The sequence below is a fragment of the Candidatus Colwellia aromaticivorans genome (assembly GCF_003333305.1).
GTDB classification, from domain to species: Bacteria; Pseudomonadota; Gammaproteobacteria; order Enterobacterales; family Alteromonadaceae; genus Colwellia; species Colwellia aromaticivorans.
Genome location: NZ_QOLD01000092.1, coordinates 1 through 16,984, shown reverse-complemented (window position 1 = coordinate 16,984; position 16,984 = coordinate 1). Strand labels below are relative to the sequence as shown.

15 protein-coding genes and 1 pseudogene are annotated in these 16,984 nt (G+C 38.2%); 10 read left to right on the top strand and 6 right to left on the bottom strand.

Annotated elements, in window-relative coordinates:
• Nucleotides 1-603 precede the first annotated feature (603 nt).
• Nucleotides 604-1,686, bottom strand: a complete 1,083-nt coding sequence (gene amrS, locus DWA31_RS15165; protein ID WP_114327420.1) for an AmmeMemoRadiSam system radical SAM enzyme — start codon at nt 1,684-1,686, stop codon at nt 604-606.
• A 60-nt stretch (nt 1,687-1,746) separates the two neighbouring features.
• Between amrS and amrB the strand changes: the two genes are divergently transcribed.
• Both amrB and amrA read left to right on the top strand, forming a co-directional pair.
• Nucleotides 1,747-2,559, top strand: a complete 813-nt coding sequence (amrB, locus tag DWA31_RS15160) for an AmmeMemoRadiSam system protein B (RefSeq protein WP_245942645.1) — start codon at nt 1,747-1,749, stop codon at nt 2,557-2,559.
• The gene (gene amrA, locus DWA31_RS15155; protein WP_168427366.1) at nt 2,537-3,169 is read left to right on the top strand and encodes an AmmeMemoRadiSam system protein A; all 633 of its coding nucleotides are present in this window, start codon (nt 2,537-2,539) and stop codon (nt 3,167-3,169) included. The genes amrB and amrA overlap by 23 nt, the downstream gene beginning before the upstream one ends.
• A gap of 48 nt (nt 3,170-3,217) precedes the next feature.
• Here amrA and DWA31_RS15150 read toward each other — a convergent pair whose 3' ends face one another.
• The gene (locus DWA31_RS15150) at nt 3,218-3,493 is read right to left on the bottom strand and encodes a hypothetical protein (RefSeq protein ID WP_114327417.1); all 276 of its coding nucleotides are present in this window, start codon (nt 3,491-3,493) and stop codon (nt 3,218-3,220) included.
• Between the two features lie 283 nt (nt 3,494-3,776).
• Here DWA31_RS15150 and DWA31_RS15145 point away from each other — a divergent pair, with 283 nt between their 5' ends.
• From DWA31_RS15145 to DWA31_RS15130, 3 genes are all read left to right on the top strand, one after another.
• Nucleotides 3,777-4,214 (top strand): host attachment protein, encoded by a 438-nt coding sequence (locus DWA31_RS15145; protein ID WP_114327416.1) that lies wholly within the window; start codon nt 3,777-3,779, stop codon nt 4,212-4,214.
• Between the two features lie 337 nt (nt 4,215-4,551).
• Nucleotides 4,552-6,168: a phytoene desaturase family protein gene (locus DWA31_RS15135; RefSeq protein ID WP_168427365.1), complete on the top strand. Its 1,617-nt coding sequence runs from the start codon at nt 4,552-4,554 to the stop codon at nt 6,166-6,168.
• Nucleotides 6,141-7,454 (top strand): FAD-dependent oxidoreductase, encoded by a 1,314-nt coding sequence (locus DWA31_RS15130; protein ID WP_114327413.1) that lies wholly within the window; start codon nt 6,141-6,143, stop codon nt 7,452-7,454. The genes DWA31_RS15135 and DWA31_RS15130 overlap by 28 nt, the downstream gene beginning before the upstream one ends.
• Nucleotides 7,455-7,546: 92 nt before the next feature.
• Here the strand turns inward: DWA31_RS15130 and DWA31_RS17910 are convergent.
• Nucleotides 7,547-7,628, bottom strand: a pseudogene (locus DWA31_RS17910) (transposase); the annotation flags it as partial.
• A 260-nt stretch (nt 7,629-7,888) separates the two neighbouring features.
• On the opposite strand from DWA31_RS17910, the gene DWA31_RS15125 reads away from it, so the two are divergent.
• Nucleotides 7,889-8,089, top strand: coding sequence for a hypothetical protein (locus tag DWA31_RS15125; RefSeq protein ID WP_114327412.1), 201 nt, complete (start codon nt 7,889-7,891; stop codon nt 8,087-8,089).
• Between the two features lie 330 nt (nt 8,090-8,419).
• Here DWA31_RS15125 and DWA31_RS17255 read toward each other — a convergent pair whose 3' ends face one another.
• Nucleotides 8,420-8,569, bottom strand: coding sequence for a hypothetical protein (locus DWA31_RS17255; RefSeq protein ID WP_168427364.1), 150 nt, complete (start codon nt 8,567-8,569; stop codon nt 8,420-8,422).
• 284 nt (nt 8,570-8,853) lie between these two features.
• On the opposite strand from DWA31_RS17255, the gene DWA31_RS15120 reads away from it, so the two are divergent.
• From DWA31_RS15120 to DWA31_RS15100, 4 genes are all read left to right on the top strand, one after another.
• A complete protein-coding gene (locus DWA31_RS15120) occupies nt 8,854-9,516 on the top strand; it encodes a response regulator (RefSeq protein WP_168427363.1) in 663 nt (220 codons plus the stop codon).
• 262 nt (nt 9,517-9,778) lie between these two features.
• Nucleotides 9,779-13,348, top strand: a complete 3,570-nt coding sequence (locus tag DWA31_RS15115; RefSeq protein ID WP_114327410.1) for a CheR family methyltransferase — start codon at nt 9,779-9,781, stop codon at nt 13,346-13,348.
• Between the two features lie 52 nt (nt 13,349-13,400).
• On the top strand, nt 13,401-14,069 hold the full coding sequence (locus DWA31_RS15110) for a DUF1614 domain-containing protein (protein ID WP_114327409.1): 669 nt from the start codon (nt 13,401-13,403) through the stop codon (nt 14,067-14,069).
• 529 nt (nt 14,070-14,598) lie between these two features.
• Nucleotides 14,599-15,519: a universal stress protein gene (locus DWA31_RS15100; protein WP_168427362.1), complete on the top strand. Its 921-nt coding sequence runs from the start codon at nt 14,599-14,601 to the stop codon at nt 15,517-15,519.
• 169 nt (nt 15,520-15,688) lie between these two features.
• Here DWA31_RS15100 and DWA31_RS17905 read toward each other — a convergent pair whose 3' ends face one another.
• Both DWA31_RS17905 and DWA31_RS15090 read right to left on the bottom strand, forming a co-directional pair.
• The gene (locus DWA31_RS17905) at nt 15,689-15,982 is read right to left on the bottom strand and encodes a PilZ domain-containing protein (protein WP_425451902.1); all 294 of its coding nucleotides are present in this window, start codon (nt 15,980-15,982) and stop codon (nt 15,689-15,691) included.
• Nucleotides 15,983-16,000: 18 nt separating this feature from the next.
• On the bottom strand, nt 16,001-16,651 hold the full coding sequence (locus DWA31_RS15090; protein ID WP_114327405.1) for a GGDEF domain-containing protein: 651 nt from the start codon (nt 16,649-16,651) through the stop codon (nt 16,001-16,003).
• Nucleotides 16,652-16,984: the final 333 nt, after the last annotated feature.

The window sequence follows — 16,984 nt, the reverse complement described above, 5'->3', positions numbered from 1 at the left end:
GAACATCCTGAGCGATGGTCAAAAAAAGAGAGAAACTGGCAGCCAATAGGCGCTGTGGAGTTAAATCCAGAGCAGCACAAAGAAGCTGCTTAACAATTTAGGCGACAACTGCCTTGAAAAACGCCGGTATACGTAAAGTCTAACGTCTTAAAATTAAAGTAGAAAGCTGAAAGTAGAAAGTAGAAAGTAGAAAGTAGAAAGAATATATTTTTGCGTAGTGTGTACTCGAAAAATCATCAAGTATATCGAACCTGAATATTCAGTGACAATTAATACCAATCAGATTAATTCATGGTTCAAATTTTAATGAGGGTAAATTTTCAAGAACAAGACGCTTGATTGAGCAATAGCTGGCTATTGGGATTGAAAGCAACGATGTTATTGGATATTTAGACCATTTAAAAAGATCACTTAGTTAGTCTTATTGGTATAAGAGAGGTTAGATACATAGGCCAGTAGCCGCAATAAAGTAAGTGAAGCTTAAGGTCAAATGCCACTTGCCTTCCAAGTTCATGTGTTTTAATTAGGTCTCCATCACAATTGACCTTCAACAAGTAATGTAGACATTTTCATTCAATCCCTAGCAATTAAACAAAAAAGTGATCAAATAAAATGTATTGGCAGTCTTTGTCTGCCAAAATCACCTTTTTGGCCATCAAAAACACCTGCTAGCGGATAATGGCAATGCTGACAATGGCCATTATCGTCTAACTGATATTGGCCTAACTGATACCAGTTACGCTCTATTACTCGTTGATGACAATTTGGGCAGTAAGTACTGTCTGATTTTACATCACTAACGTTTCCACAATACACAAAATGCATACCATAATTTAATGCGATACTTCTCGCTTTGAGTAAGGTGGCTAGCGGTGTTGCTGGTGTATTTAACATTTTAAAGTCAGGATGAAATGCTGAAAAATGTAAGGGAACATCCTGACCTAAATGTTCGACTATCCATTGACACATTGCGTGTAATTCTTGATCACTGTCATTTTCACCGGGAATCAATAAAGTGGTTATCTCAAACCAAAGCTGAGTATCGTTTTTCAAATAGCAAAGGGTATCTAGCACTGGCTGCAACTGGCCATGGCATATTTTATGGTAAAACTGCTCGGTAAAACCTTTTAAATCTATATTAGCCGCATCCATATAAGAAAAAAACTCACGACGCGGTTCATCACAGATATAACCTGCTGTCACCGCGATATTTTTCACTCCTACTGCCTTTGCTGCCACCGCAACATCAATGGCATATTCTAAAAATATTACCGGATCATTATAAGTATAAGCAATGCTTTTACAACCAGCAGCTAAGGCGGCATTGGCAATAGTTTCCGGCATAGCGCTATCACATAAGGTGTCTATTTCCCGTGATTTACTGATATCCCAGTTTTGGCAAAAATTGCAACTTAAGTTACAACCTGCTGTGCCAAAAGACATCACACTTGAACCTGGATAGAAATGATTGAGCGGTTTTTTTTCAATCGGATCTATACAAAAACCTGACGAGCGGCCATAAGTTGTTAATACTATTTCACCTTGTTGATGCATACGGACAAAACAGTTACCACGTTTACCTTCGCGTAGTGTGCACTTATGTGGACATAGAGTACAAGTAACTCGCCCATCAGCTAACTTGGTCCAATACTTGGTCGGAAAATAATCTAGATTTGGAGTGTTCATAGTGATTTTTCTCTATTTGCAGCTATGCTAATAAGTATAGACAGTCAATAAAGGTTTGTGATGATGAAATACCGAATTCCTGCTGTTGCGGGTAGTTTTTATCCGGCACAAGCAACACAACTAAACCAAGAGGTAATGTTATTACTCAGCGCAGTAAAAGTGCCAAAACCTGTCGAAAAAACACTTGAAAAAAAAGTACCCAAAGCGTTAATTGTGCCTCATGCCGGTTATTGTTTTTCAGGTGCTATTGCTGCAAGCGCCTATGCTTGCTTAAAAAAATCAGCGAGTGCAATCCATAGAGTTATTTTACTGGGGCCTAGTCATCAAGTTGCCTTTCAAGGCTGTGCCATTTCCAGCCATGATATGTTTACTAGTCCCAATGGAGAAATTCTTATCGACCAACAAGCTTGCCAGCAACTGCTTGATTTAGGCTTGGTCAGTATTAATGATCAAGCCCATGTGTGGGAGCATTCACTGGAGGTGCAACTGCCCTTCCTACACTTTTGTTTACCTAGTTTTCAATTAGTTCCCATTGTGGTCGGTCGTTGTCATCCTGAAATCATCTCTAATATAGTGTCAGTATTTGCGCAAAGATCAGATACTCTAGTGGTGGTGAGTTCAGACTTAAGTCACTATCATGCCTATCTCGATGCGCAAGATATTGACCAAAAGACGATTACAAAAATTGAGCATTTAGAGCCGATTATACAAGCTGATGAGGCTTGTGGCTGTGAGGCAATAAATGGCTTACTTTATTTTTGTCGTCTGCATCATTGGCAAGTACAGTTAATACAGCAAGCCAATTCCGGTGATAGTTCACCTTATGGAGATAAAAACAAGGTGGTCGGTTATGCCAGCTTCATCATCCACTAATCATAATTCAGGTTGTAGTTCTCGTTCTGGTTCTGGTTCATCAGATAATGCGTCCATTAATCTTAGTGAAGCGGAGCAAGTACAGTTAAAGGCATTTGTCTGGCAGGTTTTACAAAATTCAGTTGCTCAGGGAAAGTTTACCCTTCCGCCACCCCCCTCATCTAAGGCATTACAACAAATTGCTGCCACCTTTGTTACCTTATATCTTCATAACGAATTAAGAGGCTGTACAGGTGCATATATTGCTAATTATCCATTGTGGGAGGATGTTTGCCGCCACGCTTACAGTAGTGCATTTGAAGATAGCCGTTTTGCCCCGTTAAGTGGTGATGAGCTGAAACACATCCATTTTGATGTTTCCATTTTATCGCCACTCATCCAGATAAAAAACAGTTCAGAGCAAGCATTAATAGATCAATTACACGTAGGCGTTGATGGTTTGTTATTAAAACAATATCCGCGCACAGCCCTATTTTTACCAACGGTTTGGCATTCACTACCCGACCCAAAATCGTTTGTACGTGAGTTAAAACAAAAAGGCGGTTGGCCTGTAGGCTATTGGGCCTCATCAATTGAGCTATTTCGTTTTACCTCCACATTGATTAAATAGCATTCCAACCAGACGGCTTGCTATTTTAGAGTGATATTGATAGACGAATTACTCGTAATAGCTCACTAAAAATGGATCAATAAACGAAATAATATTTTTATTATCAGAGGGCATAGGAAACTGGGGATATAATGAATAACGCTTTGTCGATTCAACTTGAATAAATACAATCGAAGGCGAACCACAATAGGCAACACTTGCGAAAGCTTTACTGCTTTGACGTAAACTTTCAATGCCATTATCTTGCGACTGGACGGGTTTTACAAAAAACAACAACACCAATAAAACAATAATGGCAATAATACTGATTCGGACCTTTTTCATATTCCCTCCTTCGAAGGGCTCGCTTAATCCCTGCGTTTATTATTAGCTGACATTTATATTTATTCACTGATTTATGTCAGCGCTAAAGGTACTAGAACGATTTATGATAGCGAAGGTTCACAAACGAATCCTTTGGGCTTAAGTACTCTATTATAATTTGGTCGGTAGCTCTTAGGTAAAATGGATTTAACTCAATTTAGCCTTTTTTATTTTGAGTTATGCTTTTTGCTGGATTAGGCCTAAAGTACAAAAGTATCCTATTTTTCAAATAAAGGAGATTGTTATGAATAACTGGGTAATTGTTGGTGACAGCGCACGCGCACGTTTTTATAAAACTCAAGATTCTACATCTGATTTTGAAGAGTTCCAAACTCTGATCCATAATGAATCCCGTATGCAAGAACAGAAACTCACAAGTGATCGTTCGGGTAATGCTCATGATACTGCAGGCATGAGTCGTTTTAATATTAGTCCTGATCAAAATGCTAAACAAAAGGAGTCAGAAATATTTGCCCATGAAATAGCGAGTTATTTGGAAAAAAGTCGTACCGAAAACAAATTTTCTCAATTAGTCGTGGTTGCCGCCCCAAGATTTCTCGGTCAGCTAAGAAATGAGCTAAGCGATAGCTGCAAAAAAATGATCGTTTCAGAATATGACAAGAATATTAGCCATATGCGAACATCTGATCTGAGGTCACATTTACCCTCGAAGCTTTGGTAATCTATACCCATGATACTTCAAGATGCGAGTTTCAGGATGCCTGAGCGATTCATGATCAAGGCGCATCTTTTTATTAATGGTAGTTCCCTTAAAAAAAGATGCAACGAAGAGCATGATTTGCTCAGACATCCCCAAGGGGCTGGTTTAGAAACGCTTTATACTGCATTATTGATTTCGACAAGGGAATAACCATTTTCTTCAATCAATACCTTGCCTAAAGGCGTTTCTAATTCCAGCTGAATCCTGCATCTTGAGGTAACATGGGTATAGAGCCACACCAAGTCCATCATTTATTATACAAAACTTAGGTTAAATGGTAATGGGTAAGATGCACAATATGACTAGAAAAACATACAGGAATTACATTAAGTCGGCCCTAACAAAAGACGCTCGAACCTTTGATGTGATTATCATTGGCTCAGGGACCGGAGGCATGAGTGCCGCCTCCTGTTTGGCTCAAGCGGGAAAGCGCGTACTTTTGCTTGAACAACATAACGTACTAGGCGGCTTTACTCATACATTTGAGCGTGCTGGATATATCTGGGATATCGGTTTGCACTATGTAGGCCAAGTTCATATAGAAGGGAGTATATTGAACAAGGTCTTTCGCTATATTTCGAAAGATAAACTCAAATGGGCCCCCCTTGATGACATTTATGACAGAGCCATTTTTGGCGACGAAGAATACCAATTCCCCAGAGGAAGAGAGAATCTTAAGGCCAAGTTAAAGGAATATTTTCCCAACCAAAAGGATATACTTTCAATCGATAAATACTTCACCTTACTCGATGAAGCTCAAAACATGGGTAGCGGTTACTATATTGAAAAAACCCTGCCTCCATTTTTATCTAAAATAATTGGTAATTTTCTACGTCGCAGCACACTTAAGGTTTCCGATAAGACCACATTGGAAGTATTAAGGGGAATTACCGACAACGCTAAACTGATTGGCGTACTTACGGCGCAATATGGAGATTATGGTTTAGAACCATCAAAGAGCAGTTTTTACATGCACACACTGCTGGTTAACCACTATATGGAGGGCGCGGCCTATCCTGTTGGTGGCGCATCAAAATTTGCCGAGTATATCGTTCCAATTATTGATGAGTCAGGAGGAATGGCCCTAACACAGGCCGAAGTGGATGAAATTATTGTTGAAAAGAATAGTGCTATCGGCGTTCGAATTAAAGATGGAGAAGCGCTTTACGCTAAAACTATTATCAGTGCTGTTGGCATTGTCAGTACTTATTCACAATTACTGTCAAAAGAAGTGAGCAAGCGTCATGAGCTCGATAAGCTACTTGATGAGCTAGAGCCTGCAACTGCCCATGTCGGATTATATGTTGGTATTAAAGAGTCTTCGACAGCATTAGCATTGAAAAAGTGCAATTATTGGATTTTTCCTCAGCAGTATGACCACGACAAAGGCCGAACAGAATACAAAGACTTTAACGCCACAATACCGGTTTCTTTTGTATCATTCCCTTCGGCTAAAGACCCGTTAGCAGAAAAAACACATCCGGGTAGAACTACCGCAGAAGTGATTATGTTACTTCCTTATGGTTGGTTTAAAAAATGGAAAAATACAAAATGGCAAAAACGTGGTGAAGAATATGAAGCGCTCAAAGAAGAATTAGCACAACAAATGTTTGAGCAGTTGTATCGTGTTGCGCCGCAACTCAAAGGGAAAGTAGATTATTATGTAGTATCCACACCTCTCAGTACTCGTCACTTTTCAAAGCATAGACAAGGTGAGATTTATGGCATTGCACATTCTCCACAACGTTTTAGGCAAAAATTTCTACGTGTTCATACGCCAGTAAAAAATCTGTTTCTTTCGGGGCAGGATGTCATTACTGGGAGTATCGCAGGTGGCACCATGGCGGGACTGCTGTGTGCGTCGACAATTTTGAAGGAGCACCTGCTATGGAAAATAAACAAAACAATAAAATAAATTTAAATCAGCGTATTGCCATTTTAGGTGCTGGTGCAGCAGGGCTAAGTGCCGCGGAAGCTCTCAAACTCAAAGGTTATAAGCACGTAACATTATTTGAACGCACTGATCATGCTGGTGGAAAATGCCTAAGTATCGAAATTAACAAAAAAAACTATGAGCTTGGTGCGGGTATTTTAACTAAAAACAATATAATCCCCCTTCGGTTGGCTAAAAAATATAAAGTCGCGATAGAGCGAGCCGATATCGGGCATAGTATTTTTGTTAACAAAAGTGGCAGACAAATTCCTCAACAGTCACTGCTGCTAAAGCTTAAAGTGCTATGGCAGCTGATATTTCGCTATAGGCGTATCTTAAAGAAATACAAGGTTCTGGAATTACCAGGCTTTGATAACCTTGATCCATCAGTTACCTTGCCATTTGCTCAATTTGCCAAAGAAAATAAAATTACCGATTTAGCTGACGTCTTTAGCTTATTCCTCACGGGATTTGGCTATTGCTATGCTGATCATGTGCCAACGGCTTATGTACTGAAATACGCCAACTGGGAAACCATTGTTGCTTACTTAAAAAAACAAGTTTACATTTTTCCCAAGGGCATGCAGGGACTGTGGACACGTGTTGCGAAGGAGCACGATATCAGGTTTAACTCAGTCATTACTAAAATTACCCGAGCAGAAAAGATCACCATTGTCACTGACGCTGGGACAGATAAATTCGATCGGCTTATTGTCACGACGCCTTTGGACGAAATGTTATTATTTATGAATGTGAGTACTCAAGAAACAGCGCTCTTTAAAAAAATCATGTATCTGGATTATCAAACCATTCTTTGTACGGTGAATAACTTTGTTGAAGCGACTGGTTATGTACCAGATAATTTTATTAAGGAGCGAGCCGGACACCCTGTTTTGTGGTATTACCGACAAGTGGGAGAGCCAGTCTATTCTTTTTATGTCTTAACAGATAAAGATATCAGCACAGGAGGAGTCTTCAATGAGAGTAAAACCTTTAACCAAACGAAAACATTCAATGAGACAAAAGTTATCGATAACCTTAAAAAATTTGTAGTACAAATGGGAGCCGAGGTTGAATCGGTTCATCAATTTGTACACTGGAAATACTTTCCTCATATTGGCACCGAGGAGATGAATAACGGCTTTTATGACAAACTCAACAATATACAAGGAAATCAGCATACATACTACGCTGGCGAGATACTCAATTTTAGCTGTGTTGGGTTTACCAGTGAATATTCAGAACATATTGTAAACCGATATTTTTAATTACGACTATACCCTTTCCACTGAATCATGCATCTTCAAGTGGAACGGGTATATACCTGAGCTCTCCGTATAAAGGCCAGTTTTAAATAAAGCCCTTTAAGGCCATCCACACAAGTAATGAGAATGTCATTTACACCACGCCTTTGTAAGTTAAGTCAGTACGTTTAACCAGTATGTTTAACAATATTGGTACCTCCATTTTCTCGCTATTATAGCCCTAATTGGTCGTTGTAATAGAAAACAAGCTAACAAATGACATTTATCAGGGAGCTTAATATACCGAAATGATAATATTAATACCGATAGAAGCGGAGTCGGTATCTTCGATGAGCGTCGGTATCTTCGATGAGCGGCGTTTAACAAACGATATAAGCTACTATTCACGAGATCGGTTCTAGCGTATAGAAGATATTTGCCAAATAGGAGAAACTCTCATGTACAAGACTATTACAGCAACATTTACGGATAAATTTGCCATTGAAAATGTGGCTAATGAACTGGTGAGCAAGGATGTTCCAAGGGAAAATTTTTTCATTGATGAAGAAGCTTCCCAGGTCAAGATAATGATACCAGAGAGTGCAGAAGCTGGAATAATGGATATTCTCAATCGTCATAAACCAACTGAGGTTCACTAAGCAAGTAACGGCACAGAGTTATTAGCCGTGTGGCTACTGACAGAAGAAACAGAATTAAGTAGTTGGAATAATAATCTGCGATGGAATACTAAGTGATAGATTTTAAGATTTTAACAACAGGCGAATAGCCTGTTGTTTTAACTCCGGTACAGAAACGACTATTAACCAGCGATGCTGTATTAGCACTCACGGGTTCGATTACGTATAGAAAGTGAATTTTAGCGTTACTTTGTTTGGCGAAACTTACTGCCATACGAAAACGGGCCTTTTATGTGGCATTATTCCAATCTTTTTGTAGGCTCGCCATACGGTATTCAGTGAATAAAACCATCAACTTTTAACATATTCAATAGCTGCCATCATCGTTTCAAATATCTGCTCTATATTTTCCATTGCGATGGCTTGAGCCTCTGTAAAATCTGATCTAGTGGCTATAAACAGCCAAGTTTTAACAAGTATTTTAGGTGGGAGTTGAGTCATAGTGTTTCTCCTGTAGTGAATTTTAGAATAATATAACTCGTACTTAAATATCAGCCCTGACAAATATCAGATGGGCAATATAAATAACTCATTACTTTAAAGTTAGTTAAATAATTAAAATTCATCATAGATGTAGGCATTAAAAGCCTCACTGACATTTATCAGTTTATTCACTTGTTTTATTCGCTAAAATACCTGCAATCGAAAGAATAAAAACTTATTTCAGTTAACTTAGCGTATATCATAAGGCTTGTAGGTTTATGCTAGGGTTGAGGAAATGTAATATGAGTGCACTTAATATCAGTAAAGTATTTATTGTTGATGACCATGAACTGGTTCGTCAAGGTCTACGGCAATTAATAGAAGGAGAAATTGACCTGAAATTATGCGGTGAAGCGGCTAATGTCAGCGATGCATTAAAGATGAGATCATCATTAAGACCTGACGTTGCAATTGTTGATATTTCATTGCCAGACGGTAACGGATTAGATTTAATTAAACAATTACATAGTTGGCAACCCCAAATGCGGATAATTGCCTTATCAATGCATGATGATGAGTTATATGCAGAGCGCGCCATAAATAATGGCGCCTCAGGGTATATTAACAAACAAGATTCTGCCCAAAAATTATTAGTCGGTATTAGACAAGTAATAAACAATAAAATATTTGTCAACCCAGAGATAGCTAAACGTTTGAAACAACGTGAGCCTAATTATATACCGTGTGAAAAAAATAGCAGCATACTAAAACTTACTGATCGAGAGTTACAAGTATTTGATTTAATCGGTAAAGGAATGAAAACAAAAGACATTGCAAAAAATTTAAAGTTAAGCATTAAAACAATTGAAACTCATCGCCGTCATATAAAAGACAAATTGTCATTAACCTCAGGAACAGAGCTTGTTAGAGCGGCAATAATGTGGACATTAGAAAGCCAATCATGAGCGATTTAGGCAATAATACCAGTTTCATTAAGTTTGTGATCTTGTTGTACGTAGGAAAAATATTTCAGGGTAAGGCGCTCGATTGAGTAATAGCTGGCTATTAGGATTGAGAGCAACGCCGACATGGACTATTTTAACCAGTACAAGTGAGCAATAACTCAATCAAATTGGTATAACATCTTGTGATATTAATATAATTTATATCTGGTTATACTAAATGCACTTATCAAAAGTGTTTTAAAAAATAGCTATTGAGTATCGAATGTCTGTAAGTAAAACGAATAAACCTAAACTCATTATTGGCATAGGTGCATCGGCCGGTGGCCTTGATGCATTCAGAGCTTTTTTTTCTAAAATACCAAAGAATACCGGCATGGCCTTTGTACTCCTGCCCCATTTAGATCCCTCTCATCATAGTTTGATGGCTCCCTTACTCGCAAACAAAATTAACATGACAGTATTAGAAGCTAAAGACAACATGATTGTCGAGGCTGATCATGTTTATATTTTACCCCCTGGTAAAGAAATCACTATTACCGACCTTCATTTACATCTCAATGAAGTCACCCTACCTCGTCAGCAATGGACAGCCATTGAACATTTTTTAAGTAGCTTAGCTAAAGATCAAGCTGAGCGGGGTGTTGGTATTATTTTATCTGGAACGGGTTCTCACGGTACCTTAAGCTTTCGAGATATAAAACTTGCTGGTGGTATGATCCTCGCACAAGACCCATCAACCACCCCACACGGTCAAATGCCACAAAGTGCCATCAATACCGGCTTGGTTGATTTGATTGTAGCTCCTGAAGATATGCCAGCCATATTGATAGAGTATGCATCGCATCCTTATTTAGAACAAACGACGAATGCCATTACAGAAGAAATACTGCAAAACATGTACCGTATTTTGGCCTATTTGTGCACTCGTATTAAGTATGATTTTAGCGGTTACCGACAAAACATGCTATTACGACGTATTCAGCGACGCATGTGTGTTAATCAAACAAATAACCTCGACGCTTATTATGACTTCTTAAAAGCCAACCCAAAAGAAGCGATTGCGTTACATAAAGACTTATTAATTGGCGTAACCGCTTTTTTTCGAGACAAGGATGCCTTTCAAATTCTCATTGAAGAGGTTATGCCTGAACTCGTTTCCACTTGTACCGAAGAAAAACCCGTTCGTATTTGGGTGCCTGCTTGTTCTACGGGTGAAGAAGTCTACACAATCACCATGCTAGTGTTTGAAGCATTTGAGCAAGCGAAGAAAAACGTCACGGCGCAAATATTTGCCAGCGACATTAATGATGAATCATTAAAGGTTGCCCGTGAAGGTGTCTATCCTAAAAGCATTGAACGTGATATTAGCTCTGATCGTTTAGCACGCTTTTTTGAACTAACCGCTAATGACGAGTATCAGGTTAAGAAGGTACTGCGAGAAACCATTATATTTGCGAACCAAAACCTGATCAGTGATACACCTTTTTCACGCCTTGATCTCATTAGTTGCCGTAACCTCTTTATTTATCTTCAACCTGCATTGCAACATAATGTGCTTAATACTTTTCACTTTTCCCTAAATCTTGGTGCCGTTTTAATGCTTGGCCCTTCTGAGTCATTAGGAAAAAACAAAAGTCAATTTGAAATACTCTCCAAAAAGTGGCGTTTATTTAAGTCGATTAAAGCGACAAATAAACTGCCCGTTAATTTTCCTATTGAACGTCTTTCACAACTTAGTTTTCCAGCTAAAAGCTTCCATAAATCGGGGGATTATCAAACCACGTCACCAGCACGATTTGCTGAACTTGTTAACCGAGACCTATTAGAAGAATATGCCCCCGCAGCGGTGTTAATAAACCGTGTTTACGAAATATTGCATTTTCAAGGGCCAACCGTTAACTTTTTAGAATTCCCTAAGGGTATGCCAACGCACGATTTAATGACCTTACTCCGTGAAGGCTTGCGCGCTCGTATTCGAACCGCTGTAGATTACGCACTTAAAGTAAATCAGCCTATTGTTGACCTTGAGGCTAAAGTCAAACGTAATGGCCATTATTTACCCTGTACCTTAACGGTACGTCCGGTATTTGATCCTAAACTTCCCAGTGATTTATTGCTGATCACCTTTGAAGAAAAGACAGGCTCCGCGAGTAATAAAGTCATACCAACCACAACACTAAATTTATCTGAACAAAACTCTGATATTGTTGAACAATTAGAGTATGAATTAAACGCAACACGCGAAGATTTGTATAGCACGGTCGAAGAGCTTGAAAGTTCAAATGAAGAACTTAAAGCCTCTAATGAAGAAGTCATGTCGATGAATGAAGAACTGCAATCAGCCAATGAGGAACTTGAAACCTCAAAAGAAGAATTGCAATCGATGAACGAAGAGCTCAACACCGTAAATAGTGAACTACACTTCAAAGTTGAAGAACTGGAAAAAAGTTATGACGATACACAAAATTTACTGTCAAGCACCGATATAGCAACGCTTTTCCTTGATAGAAAATTACAAATCAGGTTGTTTAATCCTGCAATAGGTCAATTACTTAATCTGAGAGAAAGTGATATAGGTCGTTCAATTAGCGATTTTTCTGCGAAAGTTGCCAACAGCGATCTGTTGACTGATGCCCATCTGGTTCTTGAGAAGCTGTCGCCTATTGAAAAAGATGTATGGTCAGTAGGTAATACCCAAAAAAGCCGTTGTTACTTAAGGCGGATAGTGCCTTACCGCACAGTTGATGATCATATTAACGGAGTTGTGATTACCTTTGTCGAAATAACTAAACGCTACGAACAAAAAATACTCTTAGAACAGCGCGTGCTAGAGCGTACCAAATCACTTAATGACCGTGAAGCACGACTGACCAGTATAATGCAGTTTGCATCTGAAGCGATCGTTGTTATGAACGATAACGGTTCAATAACAGATTTTAACCAAGCAGCAGAAATGATGTTTGGCTATCAATTCAATGAGATTTCAGGTGTAAACATTAAGAAATTAGTACCACTGGTACAGCTTGAACGCCGAAAATCGAAGGATAAAATAGACCTTGAGTTACAAAACAAAATAATAGCATTGTCCCCACAAGAGCTAAATGCTATTCGAAAAGATGGTAGTGAATTTCCTATCAAGTTGACAACCACTATAATTGCCAACGATAAAATTTGTATTGGTATTATTTCCGATTTAAGTGAAGTGACGATATTAAAGAAAGCCATTGTTGATGTCAGCACCATAGAACAAGAAAAAATAGGCAGAGAAGTACACGATAATTTGGGGCAACGTCTAACAGGTATTAACTTATTAATAAGCGATTTACAAAGAAAACTGTCAGTTGACGATATACGAAGTGGCAAACAGCTTGAGCAAATAATGGAACAAATAAGTTTAGCGATAGGTGAAACACGCAACATAAGTCATGGCTTATCACCAATTTTGTTTCCGCCACAAAAATTACAAGACGCTTTGATTGAACTGATTGGAATGGCTGACAAAGCCAATATTCAGAATGACTGTGAATTTTCACAAATATTGAATATCCCAGACAATACGGTTGCTGTTCAAATTTATCGCATTGCGCAAGAAGCGATGAATAACGCTATTAAATATTCCAAAGCGAGTCATATAACACTACAACTTAAAACACATACAGATAAAATGATGTTGGTTATTCAAGATAACGGTGTAGGTATTGAGCTAAAAGGAAATAAAGAAAATTGGGGCATGGGTTTAAAAATAATGCAATATCGTGCATCCAGCATTAATGCTAATTTAATCATAGAGTCATCTCCAAACAATGGCACGATAGTCCGTTGTCTCTTTTGAGAACGAGACGACTACCTTAGCTAATAAGATATGTGCAACATATGGGATAAATATGCCCGCAGGATTCTTTACTACTATTTGTTTGTTACTACTGCTTGTTTTGTGGCCATTTATTTTGATGGACTTCATGCTAATAGGCTTATACAAACTCGGTATCCCCCCTTTTATAGGGCTTGGTATTATCTTTTGCATAATACTTGGTAGCTTGATAGATATCCCATTAAAACGAATTAAAACGGTCTCAAAAGTGCCAACTGATTTACGCCCGTTATTTGGCTTTAACCCTTGGTTTCCCCGTCAAACACACCAAAAGAAACAGCTAATTATTGCTATTAACGTAGGTGGCTGTGTCGTACCATCAGTACTTGCCCTTTATCAGTTAGCCCGCTTATTTAGCGCTGAAATGATATTAATGCCCGTCATTGTAATAATAATTAATGTGATTATTTGCTATCAACTCTCTGAAATAAAAGCCGGTGTGGGGGTTTTGCTACCGGCTTATGTGCCAGGCGTTATGGCCGCATTGTGTGGGGTAATACTCACCCCAGAAAATCCCCCCGCCACAGCATTTTGCGCCGGTATTTTTGGTCCTTTGATTGGCGCGGATTTATTACGTTTAAAACAAATCATCGCATTAAATTCGGGAACCGCGAGTATTGGTGGTGCTGGCACATTTGATGGCATTATTATTTCAGGTTTTATTGCATTATTGCTGTCTTAATTATTCACAATAGTTCACAAATTCTCGTCAACGCTCTCAACAACTGATATAAGTCAGCTAAAACTTTAAAACTCAACAATCTCACCTAAAACCTCAACTACAATACTAACTCAACTGCTACTATCAACAAAGACAGATGAATAATTGATACAGTAATAATGACGTTATACCAAGTTGATTAAGTTCTTTCCCACTCAGCGAGAATTAAAAGGCTTAAAGGCAAGACATTGATTTAAGAGAATGGTTATTCAGGATAATGTGCTCCTGCATTATCTAATAAGCTACATCCATGTAGCGCCATTCTCAAAATCAATAACGCAGCATGTAAGCCTTTTAAACTCGCCCTTTGGGAGCTTGCTCGATGCCCATTAACATCGTTAAATTTATTTAATTTAGAATGACTAAATCTAAACAAATTTGCCTTGTTATTGAACATCGAGCATAGCTCTGAGTTGGGAAGAGATTTAATCAAATTGGTATTATTCAGATGAAACGTAAGATAAATCTATTTAATGAAGGATACTTTGCCATGAAAATCAAACATATTCTTGTGATCATGGACCCAACAATCGATGAACAACCCGCATTGTCTAAAGCCATTGAAGTGGCAAAAAAATTTGATGCTAGCATAGAGTTGTTTTTAGTGGTTTATCACAGTGGTCTTGCGCCTAAATGGTTTAATCAAGAACATCCGCAAGCGCATATTATTAGTAATTATTTAAAAACCAAACAACGTTGGCTTAATACGTATCTTTCCCAAGTATCTAGACAGAATATATCAGTGACCTCAGAGGTTCGTTGGAACAAACCTCTTTATGCTGAAATCCTCAAAAAAATCACCGAATGTCATGCCGATATGGTGGTAAAATCGACTCATCAGCATCCTGTGCTTGATCGATTACTTTTTACTCCTAACGATTGGCAACTATTAAAATGTTGTCCTGTGCCTTTACTGCTTGCAAAATTGGCCACTGCTGCCACTTATACAAAGGTAATGGCCGCAGTCGATCTAGAAAAAAGTGAAGATGAACGTAAAGATTTAGATGAAGTTATACTTGATTGCAACGTGATGATGTCAGAATATTTTAACGCTTTTGCACATGTAATACATGCTTATGACCCTTCAGGACATGAACTATGGCCAGCAGAACATATCAATATTTTAGGAATGGATGTACCTTCATATGACTACCAAGGTCATCAAGATAACTTGAAAGAGCAGCATGAAACAGAATTGACTCAATTAGTAGAGCATTATCCGTTTGATAAAAACAATATCCACTTTGTACAAGGTATTGCTGCTAATCAACTCGTTGATGTTGTCAATGATGAAAATATTGATCTGTTGATTATGGGGGTAAGGTTTCATTCGGGTTTTGTCAATTCAACGACAGAGAAAGTTTTAGACCAAGTGAACTGTGATATTTTAGCGATAAAATCTTCTTATTAAGTTTTGTATCGACCCGTTAATAAATTCTTCCATTTAGGCAAGCCGCTTGATTGTTCAAAGGCTACTCTGGGGGGAATAACACTCACCTAATCCATGTTCTAAAGCCACCGCAAACGATACGACCTGTTTAATCATTAAAAATCATGGCAAACTAAAATGGCCTTAGTAGTTATGTTGAATGATTATCCGCTTCGTGTTTTTCTATAATTCCGGCAATTTTCCTTTTGGCCAATTTTTCCATATCACCAAATAAAAAAGAGACCGCAATGGAAAAATAATCATCAGCAATCTGTTTAACTCTAACGACAGAGCCAAAAATCAAGATGGGATTGTTATCATTGAAATCGATAGCAATTTGGATAAAATCACGGACGTGATAATGTGGTGACGTTTCAAATAAAACGCCACCAAAACAAATGTCCTGAGAAATAGCTTTTTGAATAGTCGCGCCATCAAAGTTAATTTTTATATTTTTATATTTTTATATTTTTATATTTTTCACCAATGGAACGCGTAAATAATGGCGACGTTCATTTTTAAAGACTTTGATATTATTTTTACCTGCGCCTTTGGCTCTATACAAGGCACTATCGGCAAAATAAATAAGTTCGTCTGCCGTTTTTGCATGTGTTGGATAAACGGCAAGCCCGCCACTGATGGAAATATGAAGATTGGTACCATTTTCTCTAAAGGGCGTGTTTTTAACATTCAATCGAATTCGGTTGCTAAGCATCAACGCATCTTTATGATTTGTGTTTGGCATGAGAATAACAAATTCTTCTCCCCCATAGCGCAACGCAATATCACTTTTTCGTATCGCACTTGATAATAATCTTCCGAATTTATGTAAGACCATATCTCCCATTTGATGCCCATAGGTATCATTGACCAATTTAAAATCATCTAAATCTAACAAGACTAAAGATAACTCAGAGTCTTCTCTTTGCGTTAAAGCGAGTAAATGTGTGAGCGTGTCATTAAAGCAATTTCGGTTAAATAGCCCGGTAAGGCGGTCAATAGTAGAATGGTTGACTAGGCTATCGAAATGTTCAAGGGTAGTGCGTTTTGGGTGGTTGATTAGTTTATTTTCTTGATTGGCAAAGTAGTCACATATGATGGCAACTAATGACAAGGGGCGACCAACCTGCTCATTTAGTCATAGTGAATGTCGGTTCACTTGTATCCAGTGATTGAAAGCAGTATCTCTATCTAGATGTAAATCAGCTATCACTTGAAAAATCATTTGACACGCAATATTACCATATTCTTTCACCAAGACATTAAATTGACTTAAAAGATTTAGATCGCAGGTCGACTGATTGATGCAATTTATGATATCGGCGTTTTTCAAGGCAGTTGTCGCCTAAATTGTTAAGCAGCTTCTTTGTGCTGCTCTGGATTTAACTCCACAGCGCCTATTGGCTGCCAGTTTCTCTCTTTTTTTGACCATCGCTCAGGATGTTCA